The organism is Enterobacter sp. Cy-643 (assembly GCF_011752815.1).
In the GTDB taxonomy this organism is placed as follows: domain Bacteria; phylum Pseudomonadota; class Gammaproteobacteria; order Enterobacterales; family Enterobacteriaceae; genus Cedecea.
Map to the genome: position 1 here is coordinate 794538 of NZ_VWWV01000001.1, position 17622 is coordinate 812159.

General features: G+C 55.6%; 17 protein-coding genes. 5 read left to right on the forward strand and 12 right to left on the reverse strand.

Annotation, left to right across the window (positions count from 1 at the left end; all coding sequences use genetic code 11):
• Positions 1–47: 47 nt before the first annotated feature.
• Genes F3J29_RS03710 through fliF form a run of 6 tightly spaced genes read right to left on the reverse strand, consistent with a single transcriptional unit; the run spans position 48 to position 6468 of the window.
• Positions 48–1289 carry a flagellar hook-length control protein FliK gene (locus F3J29_RS03710; RefSeq protein ID WP_166863128.1) on the reverse strand — a complete coding sequence of 414 codons (1242 nt, stop codon included), beginning with the start codon at positions 1287–1289 and terminating at the stop codon, positions 48–50.
• Positions 1286–1729, reverse strand: a complete 444-nt coding sequence (fliJ, locus tag F3J29_RS03715; RefSeq protein WP_166863130.1) for a flagellar export protein FliJ — start codon at positions 1727–1729, stop codon at positions 1286–1288. The genes F3J29_RS03710 and fliJ overlap by 4 nt, the downstream gene beginning before the upstream one ends.
• Before the next feature lie 12 nt (positions 1730–1741).
• Positions 1742–3100 (reverse strand): flagellar protein export ATPase FliI, encoded by a 1359-nt coding sequence (gene fliI, locus F3J29_RS03720; protein ID WP_166863132.1) that lies wholly within the window; start codon positions 3098–3100, stop codon positions 1742–1744.
• Positions 3100–3795, reverse strand: coding sequence for a flagellar assembly protein FliH (gene fliH / locus F3J29_RS03725; protein ID WP_166863134.1), 696 nt, complete (start codon positions 3793–3795; stop codon positions 3100–3102). The genes fliI and fliH overlap by 1 nt, the downstream gene beginning before the upstream one ends.
• On the reverse strand, positions 3788–4780 hold the full coding sequence (gene fliG / locus F3J29_RS03730; protein ID WP_166863136.1) for a flagellar motor switch protein FliG: 993 nt from the start codon (positions 4778–4780) through the stop codon (positions 3788–3790). The genes fliH and fliG overlap by 8 nt, the downstream gene beginning before the upstream one ends.
• Positions 4777–6468 (reverse strand): flagellar basal-body MS-ring/collar protein FliF, encoded by a 1692-nt coding sequence (gene fliF, locus F3J29_RS03735; protein WP_166863138.1) that lies wholly within the window; start codon positions 6466–6468, stop codon positions 4777–4779. Before fliF ends, fliG begins: the two co-directional genes overlap by 4 nt.
• Positions 6469–6697: 229 nt before the next feature.
• Between fliF and fliE the strand changes: the two genes are divergently transcribed.
• Positions 6698–7015: a flagellar hook-basal body complex protein FliE gene (gene fliE / locus F3J29_RS03740; RefSeq protein WP_166863140.1), complete on the forward strand. Its 318-nt coding sequence runs from the start codon at positions 6698–6700 to the stop codon at positions 7013–7015.
• A gap of 333 nt (positions 7016–7348) precedes the next feature.
• Entirely contained in the window at positions 7349–8203 is an 855-nt protein-coding gene (locus F3J29_RS03745) for a MurR/RpiR family transcriptional regulator (RefSeq protein WP_166863142.1), read from the forward strand.
• Between the two features lie 29 nt (positions 8204–8232).
• Here the strand turns inward: F3J29_RS03745 and yedF are convergent, their stop codons facing one another.
• The gene (gene yedF, locus F3J29_RS03750; protein WP_045782999.1) at positions 8233–8469 is read right to left on the reverse strand and encodes a sulfurtransferase-like selenium metabolism protein YedF; all 237 of its coding nucleotides are present in this window, start codon (positions 8467–8469) and stop codon (positions 8233–8235) included.
• A complete protein-coding gene (gene yedE, locus F3J29_RS03755; RefSeq protein WP_166863144.1) occupies positions 8466–9680 on the reverse strand; it encodes a selenium metabolism membrane protein YedE/FdhT in 1215 nt (404 codons plus the stop codon). The genes yedF and yedE overlap by 4 nt, the downstream gene beginning before the upstream one ends.
• Before the next feature lie 195 nt (positions 9681–9875).
• Here yedE and yedD point away from each other — a divergent pair, with 195 nt between their 5' ends.
• The gene (gene yedD, locus F3J29_RS03760) at positions 9876–10295 is read left to right on the forward strand and encodes a lipoprotein YedD (RefSeq protein WP_166863146.1); all 420 of its coding nucleotides are present in this window, start codon (positions 9876–9878) and stop codon (positions 10293–10295) included.
• 650 nt (positions 10296–10945) lie between these two features.
• On the opposite strand, the gene amyA is transcribed toward yedD, so the two are convergent.
• From amyA to fliD, 4 genes are all read right to left on the reverse strand, one after another.
• The gene (gene amyA, locus F3J29_RS03765; RefSeq protein WP_166863148.1) at positions 10946–12433 is read right to left on the reverse strand and encodes an alpha-amylase; all 1488 of its coding nucleotides are present in this window, start codon (positions 12431–12433) and stop codon (positions 10946–10948) included.
• Between the two features lie 69 nt (positions 12434–12502).
• Positions 12503–12865 carry a flagella biosynthesis regulatory protein FliT gene (gene fliT / locus F3J29_RS03770; RefSeq protein WP_039294732.1) on the reverse strand — a complete coding sequence of 121 codons (363 nt, stop codon included), beginning with the start codon at positions 12863–12865 and terminating at the stop codon, positions 12503–12505.
• Positions 12865–13275 (reverse strand): flagellar export chaperone FliS, encoded by a 411-nt coding sequence (gene fliS / locus F3J29_RS03775; protein ID WP_166863150.1) that lies wholly within the window; start codon positions 13273–13275, stop codon positions 12865–12867. The genes fliT and fliS overlap by 1 nt, the downstream gene beginning before the upstream one ends.
• Before the next feature lie 9 nt (positions 13276–13284).
• On the reverse strand, positions 13285–14706 hold the full coding sequence (gene fliD, locus F3J29_RS03780) for a flagellar filament capping protein FliD (RefSeq protein ID WP_286175135.1): 1422 nt from the start codon (positions 14704–14706) through the stop codon (positions 13285–13287).
• Between the two features lie 413 nt (positions 14707–15119).
• Here fliD and F3J29_RS03785 point away from each other — a divergent pair, with 413 nt between their 5' ends.
• Complete coding sequence (locus F3J29_RS03785) at positions 15120–15953, forward strand: flagellin N-terminal helical domain-containing protein (RefSeq protein ID WP_166863152.1); 834 nt, start codon at positions 15120–15122, stop codon at positions 15951–15953.
• A gap of 200 nt (positions 15954–16153) precedes the next feature.
• Positions 16154–17566, forward strand: coding sequence for a hypothetical protein (locus F3J29_RS03790; protein WP_166863154.1), 1413 nt, complete (start codon positions 16154–16156; stop codon positions 17564–17566).
• Positions 17567–17622 lie beyond the last annotated feature (56 nt).

A 17622-nucleotide genomic window follows, 5' to 3' on the forward strand; every position in this document is an offset into this window, starting at 1 on the left:
ACACACGTTTATTGTCGCTAGCTCTGGCGTTTACCCTTTCACAGGGCTCAGGCAAAAATATCCACCGCGCCGTTGCTGCTTGCCAGCCGCTGCAGGCTATCGGCCACCGGCAGCGGCTCGGCGTCATTGCCGCCGAGGGAGAAACGCTCCCCGCTACGGGCGCTTTGCTGCTGTTGCTGCTGGCCGGACTGCTGCTGGGCAAAGCTTTCGCTGCTGATGTTGCTCTGGCCTAGCTGGATACCGCTTTCCGCCAGCGCAGTACGCAGTGACGGCAGTGCGGCTTCAAGCGCGGCCCGCACGTGACTGTGCGGTGACATCATCTGCAGCTGTGCCTGGTTATCTTCTAGTTTTAGACTAATTTGCACCTGACCGAGATCTTCCGGGTGCAATCTCAGCTCGGCACTGTGCTGGCCCTGACGAGTAAACAGCGTAACGTGCTGAGAAATCTGCTGTTGCCACTCATGGCTTCCCAACTGGGCGCTGATCGTTGGCGCCGTTGGGGTGGCGATATGCGTTGTGGTTGGGGTTGCGACGGTGGCGCTGCTGATGGCCGGGGTTATCTGCGCCGTCACTGGGGCGGTGTTATTTGCCTGTGGAGCCGCGTTATCGCGACTGTCAGGCGTGTTGCTGGCGACCAGTTGAGCTTTGTCATCCCCCTGCGGCTGGGCTACTGCCGGCGCGTTGGCAGCGGCAGATTTACTGTCCGCAAGCGTGGCGCCCACCGGGGCGGCTTTCTTCGCGCTGCCGCCAGCAGGCAGCAGGCTGTCCGCAGTGTTTTGGCCTGCGGTATTACCTGCCGCAGAGGTCAGGGCGGACAGCGATGCCGTGTCGGTAGCCGTTTTAGCTAGCGCCACGGGCTGTGCCGCGGTCACGGGCTGAGGCAGCATCGCCAACAGCGCGCCGAGCGTTTGCAGCTCCGCGTCGCTCAGGGGCTTATCGGTTTTGGCGTCTTTCAGCGCCGCCTCTGGCTTATCATCCGCTTCTGTTTTGCCCAGAGAAGTGAGCAGGGCGGAAAGCGCTTCAGGTTGCTCCGGTGAGTTCAGCAGTTCAGCGAGAGCTGCCTGGCCGTCTTTGGTATCACCTTTGGCCGCATTGGCCGCGGCAGCTTTGCTTAACGCCGCGCTCAAAGGCAGCGATTTGCCGTCCTCTAAAGCAACGTTACCCGGCAACGCTTTGCCAAGCAGGGCCAGGAAATCTTCACCGAAGCTTTTGCCGTCCGCGCCTTTTGCATCCCCGGCTGCAGCGGTATCGGCCCCGGTGTTTAACAGAATTTTTGGCAATGTGATCATTCACCTTTCCTCAAAGTGGCCCGCTGGGCGTATTCATCCATCTGTTTCTGATCGAGCTTGTTCTGCGCGAGCAACAGCTCCGCTGCCTTTCTGTCCTGCAGGGTTTGCCATGCCTGCAGGCGCTTTTGTTTTTCCTGCCATGCGCCCAATGCCTGATCCACTTTATTGGTCCACTGCATCAGCTGCTGGCGGTGCTGTTCGATGGCTTTTTCCAGCGTGCGTATAAACTGCTGGTAGTTCTGCCAGCGGTTGCTGGCAATCCCCTGGCTCATGTTGTCATTCAGGCTATTGCTGTATTCAAACTGATAGTTAATCAGCATGTTGAGTTGCTCTTCTGCCTGCTGGCAACCCCGGCGCATCTCCCCTAAACGAATCGCCGCTTTTTCCACTTCCTGGGCGGCGAGTTCACGCAAAGTATCCAGTGCGCTGTTTTGGTTCATGGTCACCTCTCATCAAACCGTGGGGAAAAGCGTCTCCAGTGCGAGGCTGGCTTCTTCCCAGTTTGCGCGTTCAAAAATGCCTTGTTGCAGGAAGGCTTCAAGATGCGGCCACAGTTCAATGGCCTTATCGAGCATCGGATCGCTGCCTTTGGCGTAAGCCCCCACGCTCACCAAATCACGGTTGCGCTGGAAGCTGGATAATAACTGTTTGAAACGACGTACCCGGGCGTAATGTTGCTCGGTAATCAACGATGTCATGGCACGGCTGATAGAAGCTTCGATGTCGATGGCCGGATAGTGGCCCGCTTCTGCCAGGCGGCGGGACAGCACAATGTGGCCGTCAAGAATGGCTCGCGCGGAGTCGGCGATCGGGTCCTGCTGATCGTCGCCTTCGGTGAGTACGGTATAAAACGCGGTAATCGAGCCGCCGCCGTGAATGCCGTTCCCCGCGCGCTCAACCAGCGCCGGGAGCTTGGCAAACACCGAAGGCGGATAGCCTTTGGTCGCCGGAGGTTCGCCAATGGCGAGGGCGATTTCACGCTGTGCCATGGCGTAACGCGTCAGTGAATCCATAATCAGCAGCACGTGCTGGCCGCGATCGCGGAAATCTTCGGCGATCCTGGTCGCGTAGGCAGCACCCTGCATACGCAGCAGCGGGGAAACGTCCGCCGGAGCGGCAATCACTACCGAACGCGCGCGGCCTTCGGCACCAAGAATGTTCTCGATAAAATCTTTTACTTCGCGCCCACGCTCGCCAATCAGGCCCACGACGATCACGTCGGCCTGGGTGTAACGCGCCATCATGCCCAGCAGGACGCTTTTACCGACGCCGGAGCCTGCAAACAGGCCCATACGCTGGCCGCGACCGACGGTTAGCAGGGCGTTAATCGGGCGTACTCCAACGTCGAGGACATGTTCAATGGCCGTACGCTGCAGCGGGTTAAACGGCGCCGCGCCGAGCGCGCCAGTCAGGCCGGTATCCGGCGAAGGCAGCCCGTCGAGCGGGCGGCCGCTGCCGTCCAGTACGCGGCCAAGCAGGGCGGGTCCGAGCGGCAACTTTTTACCGCTATGCAGACCTTCCGGCGTTGCCGAACGGGCATAAACCCTGGCGCCGGGTAGAATGCCTTCCACTTCTTCCAGCGGCATCAGAAACAGTTTGTGGCCGTTGAAGCCCACGACTTCACATTCGACTTCGCGGTCGTGCTGCTCGATGATGCAGGTCGCCCCCAGCGGCAGCTGCAGGCCGGTGGCTTCAAGGACCAGGCCAGTGGCGCGCGTCAGGCGGCCATAGCGACGCACGGACGGTAGCTCGACCATCCGCGCTTCAAAATTATCGAGCGTGTTCAGCCAGCGGGTCAGGCGCGCGGTCATCAGAGCACTCCCGGCGCGGCCAGACGGCAAAGTTCTTGCCAGCGGGTTGCCACGCTGGCGTCGAGATCGCCCTCATCGGCGGAGACTTTGCAGCCGCCCTGGTGCAGGCTTGGGTCGCCGCGTAAACGCCAGCCGTGCAGGCTTAGCGTGGCGCCCAGCATTTCTTCTACCCGCTGCAAATCATCCGGGTGGACGCGCAGCTGCGGCTTGCCGCTAAACAGCGGTTCCTGCATCAGCAGGCCCTGAATCTGTTTGATCAGCGCGTTGTTATCCACGGCAGGCGTCTGGCCAATCACCTGCCGCGCGGCCTCCAGCGCCATTTGCATCAGGCGGGAAGCGATCACGCTGTCCAGCGCGTCCAGCGTGTACTGGAACTCGCTCACCAGCTGCTGCATGCGGGCGTGCACCGGTGCCTGCTGCTGACGGGCTTCATTGATGCCCTGCTCAAGCCCTTGCTGGAAGCCCGCTTTACGGCCTTCTTCTACGCCCTGATCGTGTCCGGCGGCAAAGCCCGCGCTGTGGCCCTGTTCACGGGCCTGAGCCTGCATCATCGCCAGCGTTTGCTGGAGGTCCGGCTCGCTCTCCGGCTCTTCCTGCTCCGCTGCGGCTTCCGGCATGACAATCTCTTCGAACACCGGCGTAGGGAAGGCGAGATCTTCAGGCGTCCAGCGTTTCCATGGCAGCGTATTAGACATAGGTATCCTCGCTGGTGCCGATCACCATCTCGCCGGTCTCCGCCAGACGACGCACGATAAGCAGGATAGCTTTCTGTTCGTTTTCCACCTGCGACAGACGCACCGGGCCACGGTTGGCAAGGTCGTCGCGCAGGATGTCCGCAGCACGCTGGGACATATTGCGCAGGAACTTCTCGCGCAGCGCCTGTTCTGCACCTTTGAGGGCGATAAGCAGAGATTCGGACTCCACTTCCTGCAGAAGACGCTGAATGCTGCGGTCGTCGACGGCCACGAGGTTTTCGAACAGGAACATCTCGTCGATGATTTTCTGCGCCAGTTCGCCGTCGAAGTCGCGCACGGCGGTAATAACGGCTTCTTCCTGCTGGGTTTTCATCAGGTTGATGATTTCCGCTGCCGTTCTCACGCCGCCCATTTTGCTGCGCTTGAGATTCTGGCCGTCGAGCAGGTTGTTCAGCACTTCGGTCAGTTCTGCCAGCGCGGCCGGCTGAACACCGCCAAAGGTGGCGATACGCAGCATGACGTCGTTGCGCAGACGTTCGTCGAACAGGGCCAGAATATCCGCCGCCTGGCCGCGCTTGAGGTGAACCAGAATGGTGGCAATGATCTGCGGGTGTTCGTCGCGAATAAGATCGGCGGCGCTCTGCGGCTCCATAAAGTTGAGCGTTTCGATGCCGCTGGTGGTATCGCGAGTTTCGAGAATGTCTTCCAGCAGGCTGGAGGCACGCTCTTCGCCCAGCGCTTTGATAAGCACAGTGCGCAGGTAGTCGTTGGCGTTGATGCTCAGCGCCGCGAACTGTTCCGCTTCCTGCTCAAATTCCGCCAGCACTTCGGTCAGCAGTTTGTTCGAGATCTGATGGGTGTTCGCCATCGCCGCACTTAAATGCTGCACTTCACGCGGGCTGAGGTGTTTGAACACCTCGGCGGCGCGGTCTTCGCCAATGGTCATCAGCAGGATGGCGCTCTTTTCGGTTCCGGTCATACTCATATTTCAGTACTCATCCATTGGCGGATCACCAGCGCAACTACGCGAGGATCGTTGTCGGACATATCACGAATTCGCTGACTCATGACTTCTGCGCTCAGGCGCTGGTTAGCTTTACGCTGCTGCTGTTGCTCGTCGCGGCTTAGCGTAACGGCCACGGCTTCTTCTTCGGCTTTAGCGCTCTGTTTAGCTTCGTTCGTGGCTTTCAGAATTTCCGCGCGGCGGGTGAGCTGCGGACGAATCGCTTTCCGCCATATCAGCCAGGCGACAATCAGCACAATTAGCCAGCGACCCGCTGAGAGCAGCATGTCGAAGAAGGCCGGAGACTTCCAGAATGGCAGGCTGCTGCCGCTGTCGTCTTCGGTGGCGGTGAACTGAGAGTTGACCACGTTCAGGGTGTCGCCGCGAGATTCGGAATAGCCCATCGCTTCACGGGTCAGGTTCTCGATCTGCTTCATCTGGTCTGCGGTGAGCGGTAAAGGTTTCCCGTCGGCAAGCTGGCGATAGTTCACTACCACGGCCACGGACAGACGCTGAATATCCCCCACGTTCAGCTTGGTGTGACGGATGGTGCGGTCCACTTCATAGTTGGTGGTTTCGTCACGCGAAGTGTTGCTGCTGCCGTTCTGACCGGTAGTGCTGGTCTGGTTCTGCTGGCCGTTGTTAGCCTGCTGATTAGCCTGGTTGTTCTGCGGCGGCGTTGAAATGGGTGCCGTGTTTGCCGGCGCAGGCTGGTTGGAAAGCGCGCCCGGCACGCCGCCCGGGAACTGGCCGTTGACCTGAGAGGTCTGGTTCAGCTGGCGAGAGCGGATCGCGGTCTGGGCCGGATCGCTATTAGGGTGATACTGCTCTTCGGTTTGTTCTTTGTTGGCAAAATCGATCTGCGCGGTGACCTGAGCATGCACGTTGCCGTTGCCGACAATCGGGCCAAGGATAGATTCAATGCGGCGCTGGTAGCGGCTCTCTACGTCAGTGGCGTACTTGAGCTGGGCGTCGTTCAGGTCGCGGCCCGCGTTATTGGACTGAGTCAGCAGATGGCCACCCTGATCGACCAGCGTGACGTTACCCGGCGGTAAACCAGCCACCGCGCTGGAAACCATATGCACCACGGCATTAATTTGCCCTTCATCCAGCGCGCGGCCGGGCTCAAGGCTAAGGGTAACGGAGGCGGAAGGGGATTTTTGCTCACGAACAAACAGGGAAGGTTTTGGCATGGCGAGGTGGACGCGGGCATTCTTCACCGGGCCAAGCGTTTCAATGGTGCGGGCCAGTTCGCCTTCCAGCGCACGCTGGTAGTTCACCTGCTCGCTAAACTGACTGATACCAAATTTTTCCTGATCCAGAAGCTCAAAGCCAACGGCGCCGCCCTTAGGCAGGCCTTGCTGAGCGAGGCGCAGACGCAGGTCGTAGACGTTGTCTGCCGGGACCATGATGGCGCTACCGTTGTCTGAGAAGCGGTAGGGAATATTCATTTGTTGAAGCTGGGTAACAATCGCGCCCCCGTCCTGATCGGCGAGGTTGCTGTACAGCACGCGGTAATCGGGAGATTTTGCCCAAAGCACCAGGGCTACCAGCACGGCAACGGCGGCGGCACCACCCACTATCAGCGGGATTCTGGGATTAGCACGAAGGCGATTTAACCACTCAAGTGTCTTGTTTTGCGGCGTTTGCGCCTGAGCAGCAGTGGTCATTCCACACCTCGCGGCTTAGCGTTGACAGAATTTTTAGAGTAATGAGTGAACAAGACTGACTCCCGGGTCGACAAACACGACAAAAGTTCCATATGGATGGCAGTGTCATTATTTTCGTTTCAGGAATTTTCGATGGCTGAATTAGCTCTATTTTTTACGTCTATTTAACGCCTTTATCCTATTGACAAGGTGGTAATCTTCCTCGGCTTAATACACATGGGGCGTAAAAATGGCTATTCAGGGTATCGAGGGCGTACTGCAACAACTTCAGGCGACCGCGCTGTCGGCGACCAATCCCGCAGCTTCGGCTGCCTCTGCGCCAACGGTAAGTTTTGCCGGCGAGCTGCAGGCCGCTTTAGGACGGATAAGCGAAACCTCCAACACCGCGCGTGCCCAGGCAGAGAAATTTGCTCTCGGCACGCCAGGCGTCGCGCTGAACGACGTCATGGTGGATTTGCAGAAATCCTCCGTTTCACTGTCGATGGGCATTCAGGTGCGCAACAAGCTGGTTGCAGCTTACCAGGAAGTGATGAACATGCAGGTGTAGTGCATGAGCTGATGAGTTAACTGATTTCAGGCCGGAGCAAACGTTATTTGCTCCCGTCTGCGATCGGGCGATTTGGCTCTGAGTTTTAGTTTTATCCCGCCTTAATTCTTGAATCTTTTCTTCATTCTGTCCGCGTCTTCCGTGGATGCTAATGGATGCCCGTCCGCGTTTTCACAGCATTAGTATGTTAAGTAAAATAGCGTTTTAACGCTAATTATCAGTCTGATGCCCTTATTTGTTTGACGTCTAAAGTAATTTCACTGCACTATCAGGACGATACCTTAAAAATACCGGCAAGGATTTCCGGTCTAAATGGGAGCGTCCTGTCGGCCTATGACCCCGCAACAAAAGTTAGCAGAGCATTACGAGACATTAACCCCCGAGCTGCAGCGGGCCGCGGAGTTGAGCCTGCATAATATGAAGGCGTTAATTGCGCTTTCCATGCGGGCGTTTGCCGCGCGTATTGGCGTCAAGCCCGCCACGCTGTTGCGCCTGGCTCAACGCCTGGGCTACGTCGGCTGGCGGGAGTTTAAAACGGCTTTTATTCAGGAGCTTGGCCTGAATAATGAAACCCATCAGGCGAGGGCCGAAAAGCTGGTCGACAAGGGCAGCGCGGCGTCTCTCTATCAGGAAGTGTTTGACGCCCATGCGAAAAATATTTCCCATACCAGGACTGAAAATCCTCAGGCAATGGAACTGGCGGTTGATGTTCTGGATGCAGCCGAACATGTTTATGTGTGCGGTTTTCGCGCCAGCTATTCGGTGGCTTACACGCTGTTTTATATCTATCGCCTGTTTAATAAAAATGTGTCGCTTATTGACGGTCAGGCGAGCAATTACGAAATCTTCACCCGAGAGCTGACGCCTAAAGATGTCGTGCTGATGATAGGATTCGCCCCTTACTCGCGCGAGTCGCTAGACGTGCTGGGCGCGGCCAGGCAGGCCGGAAGCAAAATTGTTGCGCTGACGGACTCTCCACTTTCCCCGCTCGCGGAGCACGCCGCCAGCACGCTTTATTTCTCCGCGCACAGTCCGTCGTTCTTTCCTTCCGTCGTGTCGGCCATGGGTATTGCCGAGTGTTTGCTGGCGATGCTGGTGGCTAAACATGGGGAAAGAGCGGTAGAGAAGATTGCCAGCGCGGAGCGTTTCCTGCTGGATTCCGGGGCGTGGGTAAAACCGGTTCGTTGATAAAAGGGGCGGTTTTGCCCCTTGTAGGATTAACGCTGAATAAGATAGCGAATGGTGGGGCCGTCCTGCTGAATATCCAACACCGTGTAGCCGTGGTTTTTGGCGTCCAGCGGAATGTTATTGATGGACTGCGGGCAGTCGCTGACCACTTCGAGGATCTCGCCTTTTTTCAGCTGCGGCATCGCCTCCAGCGTGGCGACAGCCGGATAAGGGCAGGGCTCACCCACCATATCCAGCCGGTAATCAGGGACGATAGTCTGACTCATGCGGTTTCTCCTGTTGTCGTGCCGATAGCCTGGTTTTTACGGCGAAAGAAGCGTTTTTCCCAGCCGACGATCAGCAAATAAGCGGCGAGCAGCATCAGGTAGGTCACCAGTAGCCCGCCCAGCGGCCCAAAGGTCTCCAGCAGGTTAACTTTGTTCCAGCTGGTGGCCAGCGCCGGAGAAATATCATCCCAGAACCAGGCCAGCAGCGTAGAGCCAATCACGTTGCCGAGACCCACCCACCAGTAGTGAACCTGGCCCTCAACCGCACGGTACATCCAGCCCGTTTCGCAGCCCCCGGCCAGCACGATACCAAAACCAAACAGCAGGCCGCCGATAACGGCGTTGGGTCCCGCCCACATGATTTTGGCCTCAACGCCCAGCTGAACATAGCTAAAGATGCCAATGGCGCTGGCCGCCATACCCAGAATAATCGCTTTGGCCATATGGGTACGGCCGGTGATCCACATATCCCGAAAGGCAGAGGTGAAACAGATTTGCGCGCGTTCGATAAGCAGCCCAAAACCGACGCCAAACAGCATGGCGAGGCCGAGTTTCGGCTGGTTTATGGCGGTAAAGCCGCCCCAACCGATCATGCCGATAAACACCAGCATTCCCATGCGGAAGCGGCGCTTAGCGCGATCCGGCTGCTGGGTGAGCGGGGAGGCGGCGGAGACTTTTTGCAGTTTGACCGGAATGCGGAACATCGGCAGCAGGGTGAAGCGAGCGCCAAACCAGCAGCCGATGGCGGTGGCAAGGGCGAAGAACCAGGCGTGCAGTGAAAACTGGGGGATCCCGGTAAAGAATGCCGCGAGGTTACAGCCCATGGCCAGTCGTGCGCCGAAGCCTGCGATGATCCCGCCGAGCACGGCCTGAATGATGCGGATGCGGTGCTGGGGCAGGCGAAGCTTGACGTTATTGGCCCACAGTGCAGCGGCGAAACAGCCGCCAAACATGCCGATGATCATCATGCCGTCAATACGGGTCAGCGGGCTGCCGTCGAGGTGAATCAGCTTGTAGTAACCCCATTCTTCTGCGTGAATGCCCATCAGCTGCAGGAGCTGGCCGCCCCAGCGGGTGAATTCGCCGGTGACGGCCCAAAAGGTGCCGGTGATACCAAAGTACCAGGTGGAGAGAACCCCGGCCGCGATCACCGCGGGCATCGGTTTCCAGAAGGTAACCAGGTATTGTTGTTTAAAGGAGTGCCAGGTCATTGTTTTCGCCTCTGAACTCAGAAGAACGTGCCGCTATGGGCAAAAGAAGGCGCAATCATACGCGCATCTTTTGGGCTTAACAGGCTGAAAAGATGAAAAAATAATCTGGATCAATTTTTATGCCCCGGACGGAATTGCTGGCAGGCATCGGGCTTTAATGCCAGAATTATTTTTTCTCCGCAGTCAGGATAGACGATGAAGAAGCTTTTAGTATTGGCGGCGCTGGTGGCACTGAGCGGCTGCACCGAGGTCAGAGATTATAAGCAGGTAGTGCGTACCGAAGCGCCGGCCGGCATGGCGGGCTACTGGCAGTCCAGCGGGCCGCAGAGCGCGTTGGTTAGTCCGGAGGCGATTGCTTCGCTGGTGGTCACGCCCGCAGGCGATACCCTTGATTGCCGTCAGTGGCAGCGGGTGATTGGGGTACCGGGCAAGCTGACACATCTGTCTGGCGATTTGCGCAACGTCACCGTCAAGCGTGAGATTTACGCCATCGAGCTTAACGGCCAGACGCTGGAATATGCGGGGATGACGCTGAAGCGTGTGGACCGTTTGACGCCAGAATGCGCTGATTTTCTTGCTAAGCATCCTTTAGATAGTGAACTGTCGAAAGGCTAAGGGAGAATGCCTCTCACTCCAGAGAGGTGAGAGGGCTGGAGTTCAACGCTGTGGCTGCGATTTCATTCGCTTACTTTTTTGGGGCTGTCTTGTAGTGACCAATAAGTTCTATGGAGGAACGGCTAAGCTTCCGTTCACTTCAAGTCCAAATTCCTATGTAGCTTCTGAGCTTGTGAACGTCTCAGGGGAATCACCGTCATTCCCCTGAGAACCCGGACTCCCGGCCACAACGTCTCTGCTTCTTTTACCCTCACCCTAACCCTCTCCCTGGAAGGGAGAGGGAATAAACAATGTTTTCCGTAGATTTTGTTTTCTCCCTCGCCCCTTTGGGGAGAGGGCTGGGGTGAGGGGAGATTTGTCCCCGGCTCTCATCGCCCCCGGTTATGACCCAACTCAGACGGGGTTGAGCTGTCGGGAACAGCGAAAGAGAGCGATCGTCGGGAACGCATCGCGAACGACCCCGAATGTTTGGGTGATAACCGGTGGGTTTACCGCTTCAGCGGCGATGAGCCCGCCGGGCGCCGGGGCTGTTCGGGGGATGGCGTAATCCCCCGGACACGTTCACCGTGCAGTAAACGTGTAGGGAAAACAGATCTACGGGTGAACGGAACAGCTCCCGGATTAAAGAGATCTCCCAAAAGATTTCAAATTCAGAGCACATCTTCCAGCACCCAAACGCTAACGCTGCCGCCGTGACAGGTAAAGGTTGCGCTGCCGTTTGCATCGGTGTGAATCGTTTCCTCGCGATTGCCAAGATAATCACGCCAGTTCTTCTCAGCGAAATTTTCGCCTAAGCCTATTGTCTTCTCTCCCTCATCGCCGTTGGACATGATGACCACGCAGCCAGGAGCCTCTGCCGTGCCGCTGCGGCTGAAAGCGATGCAGTTGGGGTGATCGAACCATAGAGTTTGTATGCCGTGGGCAAAGCGCTCTCGGGCATGAATCAGGTCATCCAGCTGTTCGATGACCGGCATATCAATATGATAATTCTGGCCGTCGCCGCCTTCATCGTCGTAGCTGGCGCCAAAAAGATCCGGGTAGAACACCGACGGTACGCCGTTTTCGCGCAGCAGAATTAGCGCATAGGCCAGCGGTTTAAACCAGGCTTCTACGGGAGCTTCAAGCGCCTGCAGCGGCTGAGTGTCGTGGTTAGCCACCAGCGTCACGGCGTGGAACGGGTCGGCCTCAACCAGCGTGCCGGTGAAAATCTGGCTCATGTCGTAGTCGCGCCCGAGCCGGGATGCTTCATGGAATTTCATCTGCAGCGGGGCGTCAAACAGCATTGTTTTGCCTTCTACCTGGGCAATATACTCCTGCAGCTTGTCCACCTCGTGAGACCAATATTCCGCCACGATAAACAGCGGCGTTTCCGCCACGTCCTGGACGTGCTCAATCCACTCTTTATAAAACCAGGCCGGGATGTGTTTGACGGCATCGAGCCGGAAGCCGTTGCACTGCGTCTGGGCCATCACCCAGCGCGCCCAGTATTTAAGCTCTTCGGTCACCGCATGGTTGCGGAAGTCGATATTGGCGCCCATCAGATAATCGAAATTCCCCAGCTCGTCGTCCACCTGGTCGTTCCAGCCGTCGCCGGTGTAGTCATTGACGATTTTGAAGATGCCGTCTTCATCGGGGTTTTCAATATGATCCACGCCGCTGAAGCATTTGTAGTCCCAGACAAACTGCGAGTATTGCCCGGCACGGGCGGGGAAGGTGTAGCGGGTCCAGGCCTCGCAGTCGATAACCTCAGGCGAGATATCGTTGCGGTTATCGGCGTTAACCCTGTTGACGCGGATGCGTTCTTTTTCGTCGGCGCCCATTTTATGATTGACGACAACGTCCAGCAGGACCGAAACATGGTTATCCCGCAGGGCTTTTATGGCCGCCAGCAGCTGTGTTTTATCCCCATATTTGGTGGCGATGCTACCTTTCTGGTCAAACTCACCGAGGTCAAAGAGATCGTAACTGTCGTAGCCAACCGAATAGCCGCCCGCGCTGCCTTTATACGCCGGGGGAAGCCAGACCATGTTGATACCAATGTCGCTGAGGCTGGCCGCACGGTCGGCCACTTCTGACCAGAGCGTTCCGTCGCCGGGGGAATACCAGTGAAAAAACTGTAACAGGGTGGGGTTCGTCATCTTGTCCGTGCTCCAGAAGTCATTTAGCTGACCTCTGGAGTATGGAATAAGAATCGAAATACGGCAGGTTTACTGGTTCAGATCGCTCGGTGTTAACACGTTGCCGGAGAGAAAACCGTAGGTGTTGTTTAGCGATTTCTGACGGCCACTCTGGTCAATCAGGTCGCGAAGCTCGCTCAGGCGGCTGTTAAGCAGCCCTTTGATCTGATTTTCGTTGGCGAGAATCATATCAAGCAGCGCCTTCGCTTCTTCCTGACTTCTTTGGCTGGACTGCGCAATCGGGTTATTGGCAATCGCTTCTACCAGTTGAACGTATTTCACTTCTTGTTCTATCAGCTCATCCCATTGTCCAGAGTGAGCAAGGTCAAGCATGGTTTGGCTGAGCGCATGCAGGGCATACCACTCATTGAGGGATGAGATGAAATCATTCATCAGATAGCATCCTGAAGTGTAGAGGGAGAGGGGCCGATTTGTTTCCATGCATCTGCAATATTGGTGAGCAATCGCTCTACTTCGCTAATCGCTTCTGCATCGTTGCGCAAATTAGCGTGCAGGAGGCGCCTCACCATATAGTCATAAAGATTCGCAAGGTTACCAGGCAGTTCCCCTCCGATATCCATATTCAGTCCTGCTTTTAGTCCATTATCAATGATATTAATGGCTTTGGAGAGCGCCTCTCCCTTTTGCGGCATTTGCCCCTGTTCAAGGAACAGACGTGCCCGAACCAGGGCACTGAGTGCCCCATCGAACAACATCACCACGAGCTGGTGTGGACTGGCACTCATGACGGCGCTTTCCAGACCGACCTGTTGATAGGCTTGTACACCAGAACTCTTGTACATATTAAATCCTTAGCTTTTGTTGAATTGCTGCGCCAGATAGTTCCCCATGTTGGTCATCGAGCTTACAAGGCTTGCCAGTGAGGTAAACTGCGTCTTGTAGCGCGCCATCGTGGCGTCAATGCTGTCACTCATCGCCTGTCTGCGATCGCCAATCGTTTTCAGCGTACTGTTGATGCCATCTTGGGCATTTTTAATCACGCCGGAGTTGATTGAGCTGGTGCTCAACATGTTGTTCAGCTTCGTATCTAACTGGGTCGCGAAACCGGTGGTTTTACCGTCGCCGGCAAAGTAGTTGATCACGCCCTGCGGGTTATCGGTCAGCGCCTGGGTCAGCTTAGTATCGTCCACTTTTAGCTGGCTTGAGCCGTCCGGAGCCAGCACCGGATCCTGGGTGATACCCAACTGAGCCATGATCGCGTAGCTGCCGCTTTGAACGTTGGTCAGCATGCTGCGCACGTCTGCCTGGATACCACGTACGGTGCTATCACCTACCAGGGCGCCGTTGCTGCCGTCCTGGGCCGTACCGGGATCAACTTTTACATATTTGGTAACGGTAGCAATTGTGGACTGCAATGCGTTGTAGGCTTTAACCCAGTCGGTAATCACTTTTTTGCTGGCGTCGGTCGAACGCGTGACGCTCAGCGTTTCGTCGGCGGTGCTCTTCGCCTTCAGGTTAAAGGTCACGCCCGGAATCGCATCCGAAATTGAGTTAATTTGGCGCTCAATATCAACCCCGTTCACCGTCATCTGTGCATTCTGTGATGGCGTTTGTACCGTTAACGCGCCAGTTTTGCTGGTTGAGTCATAGCCAATCAGCGCCTGCAGCTTGTCATCCCCGGTCACGGTAATGGTCATATCAGACTGCGTGCCTGTGGTCTTTGAAGACACCATCAGGCGATAGTCGCCGTCGTTAGCTTTTACCACTGAGGCAGACACGTTGCCGTTAGCGGCGTTAATTGCTTTGGCGATACCGTTTAACGAGGTATCTGAATCAGACAGCGTCACCGTCAGCGGCGTTTTTGTGCCCGGCTGAGTAATGGTCACGGTACGCGTGCCGCCGGTTGTATTCCCCTGTTGCGCCGTGTTACTGGCGATGCTGCCCGTCGTCAGCATTTGGGCTTTAGCAACCTGTTTTACGTTAACCGTGTAATCGCCAAGCAGCGCATCACTGGTCGTCGTGGCGCTGAACGCCGTATTGGTGCTGCTCACGGAAGTAGAAAGCAGGGCACCGGATTTTGTCAGCGCTGCAGTGGCGGTTTCGAGGCTGGACAACGCATTCTTCAACTGGCCAAAGGCACTAAACTGAGCTTGATAAGTTTTTGTCTGCGTATCAAAGATGTTTAGCTTTGTCTGTTCTGCCGTGTAAAGCTTATCGTAAGTGTCCTGGAGATTCAGGGAAGTGCCTGCTCCAAGGCTAGAGATCGATGCCATTGATGTCTTCCTTTAAGTCGCTGGTGGTTTCACTACTTATCGGCGGACTTCTCGAAAAGTTTACTCCCGCGTAAAAAAAATAATCAGCCGAATAGCCGGGTGGGAATCCGCCTTATAAGTCGATTGTGGGATAAAGGTTCTTCATTAATAGAGTAGCGGGTTTGCCTTAAGTCGCCTGGCAGGAAATATTTTGTGGGGCGTATTTTGATATACGTTATTACGGTTAAATCTTCACGTAAGTAAAACCAAAAAGAATATATCCACTTTAATTTTCTTTTTATTCAGTTAGTTAAAAATTTTTTATGATTAATTCTAAAGTTGGAACAGAGGGCGTCGATAACCTTGTTGACGGTGAGAGACGCCGTGAGTGTTAGGCACCGAACCTAAACCCAATTTTTTAAGGAATTAATACTATGTCCGTAATCAATACTAACCTGCTGTCCCTGACTACTCAGAACAACCTGAACAAATCTCAGTCTTCTCTGGGTACTGCTATCGAGCGTCTGTCTTCCGGTCTGCGTATCAACAGCGCTAAAGACGATGCTGCTGGTCAGGCGATTGCTAACCGTATGACTTCTCAGATCAAAGGGATGACTCAGGCTGGCCGTAACGCCAACGACGGTATCTCTCTGGTTCAGACCGCAGAAGGCAACCTGAACGAAATCAACACCAACTTACAGCGTATCCGTGAGCTGGCTACCCAGGCTGCAAACGACACTAACGGCACCAGCGACCTGACCTCCATCAACACTGAAATCACTCAGCGTCTGTCTGAAATCGACCGTATCGCCGGTGGTGCAAACTTCAACGGTAAAAACCTGCTGGACGGTTCTGCTACCTCTCTGAAAATTCAGGTTGGTGCGGGTACTTCTGCTAACGACGTTATCACTATCGACAGCACCGCGCTGATCAACGCTAAATCTGCGTCCCTGAGCAGCGGTCTGGCTGGCAACATCACCGATAACTCCTCAGCACAGGCTGTTATCAACGCTGCAGCAGCTGCAATCGACAAAGTTGATACCGCTCGTTCTAACATGGGTGCGATTCAGAACCGTTTCGAATCTACCATCAACAACCTGAACAACTCTATCAACAACCTGTCTGCTGCTCAGTCCCGTATCCAGGATGCTGACTACGCGACCGAAGTATCCAACATGAGCCGTGCGCAGATCCTGCAGCAGGCTGGTACTTCTGTACTGTCCCAGGCAAACCAGGTTCCACAGTCTATGCTGTCCCTGCTGCGTTAATTTCGCAGAAAAGTACAAAAAAGGTTGCTGGAAACAGCAGCCTTTTTTTGTTTTATACCCGGGCAAACGCAGCGGCAGGGCGGTTCTCAATATGGCGGAAAGGCCACTAATTTCGGTTTTGTTCACGCCATTATGCTGACGGGGCGGATGCTAGCATTTCACTCATCCTGATGATGAGGAAAAACAGGGCAACATTATCAATGAATACCTTCGAGCGTACCCGGTTAATGCCGCAGCTTTATCGTGATGTTTACACGAGTACCCTATATTTGCCGGAAGCTGATGCCTTCCCCGCCCATCTGGTGGCTGAGGTGCTTACTTTTCACAGCACGGATATCGTCGCGCTTGAAGAAAAAATTAATGCGGCACAAACGGGTTATCCCCCGGAGCAGGAGAGGGCGCTGAAGTTGCTGATGCGTGCCATTATTCTTGCTAACGGGGCGTTGAACAACCCGATGCCCTTTGAGGCTGAAAAAGCCCAGGCCGTCACGCAGTGGGTGGTTGAGGCGCTGCAGCTGAGCCAAAATAAAAACTTCCTGATTGCTGCCGTCCAGATTCTGTTTCGCATTAATGAAGTCAATTCCGCCGTCTTCCTGATTTCCAATAATCTCTCCGAGCTGGAAAACGAGCAGGTCGCGCTGAAAATTTTACTGCTGATCTGCCTGATGGAAGACGATTACAATCAGGCTTACGTGGTGATTCAACAGCTTACCTCGAACTCAGATTTGATTGGCGAAGATCCGCTGACGCTGGTGATGGTGGTTTGCGCTATTTATAAACTCGGCGGCATACCTGACTCCTTTATTGATTTTCGCCCGCTGGCCAACCCGGGCAGGCAGGCGGATACGTCGCGCTACCGCTGGCTGATACACCCGACCCAAAACGGTAAAACCACGGCGGTGATTGGCTGCGATAAGGCTTATTTCTACGAGCACGGCGTGCCGCTGCTGCTGTCAATTTACGACACCAACCGCGACAGCCTAAACGTGCATTTTCATATTTATAACAGCGACAGCCAGCTGGAAACCGACGTAGCCAGCCTGCGCAATGCGTTCCCTGAACTGGCTATTTCCCACAGCAGCGAAATTTTCATCCCGAGCAAAAATCACAAAGTGCATTACGCCAGCCGCCGGCTCGCGTTTATGCCTCACGCGCTGGAGAAATTCCACGGCCCGCTCCTGATGCTTGACGCAGACAGCCTGGTGATTGGCTCGCTTCCCCCGCTGTTGGACTCGCTGAATCATAAAGAACTGACGATTGCCTGGCGGGACGCTGCTCCGTTCTGGGAAGAATTTAAGGCCAGTTTCATCTACACCGAGGGCGGTGAACTGGCGAAGACGTACTTTGCCCGGGTGGCGAACTTTATCGATGGCAACCTGGCAAGCGGCAATGCCGAACTGTTTCTGGGGCAGATTGGCCTGGCCTGTGCCCTGCATGAACTTAGCGCGGTAGAGCAAATGGCCGTTGGCCGGGAGCCGCTGGCGCAAGTGTCCGATGCCGGTTGTTCAGATAACGCCTTTAGCTGGGCCTTTATTCAGGATTCCGTTCACCGCGACAGATGGCAGCAACATAAAACCGCGCTGCGCGAGAAGTATCGCGCCCTGGTTGAGTGAAAAGACATAACTAATTGAAAATAATGGACAGCAAAAAGTGAGTCAGTCATACCCGG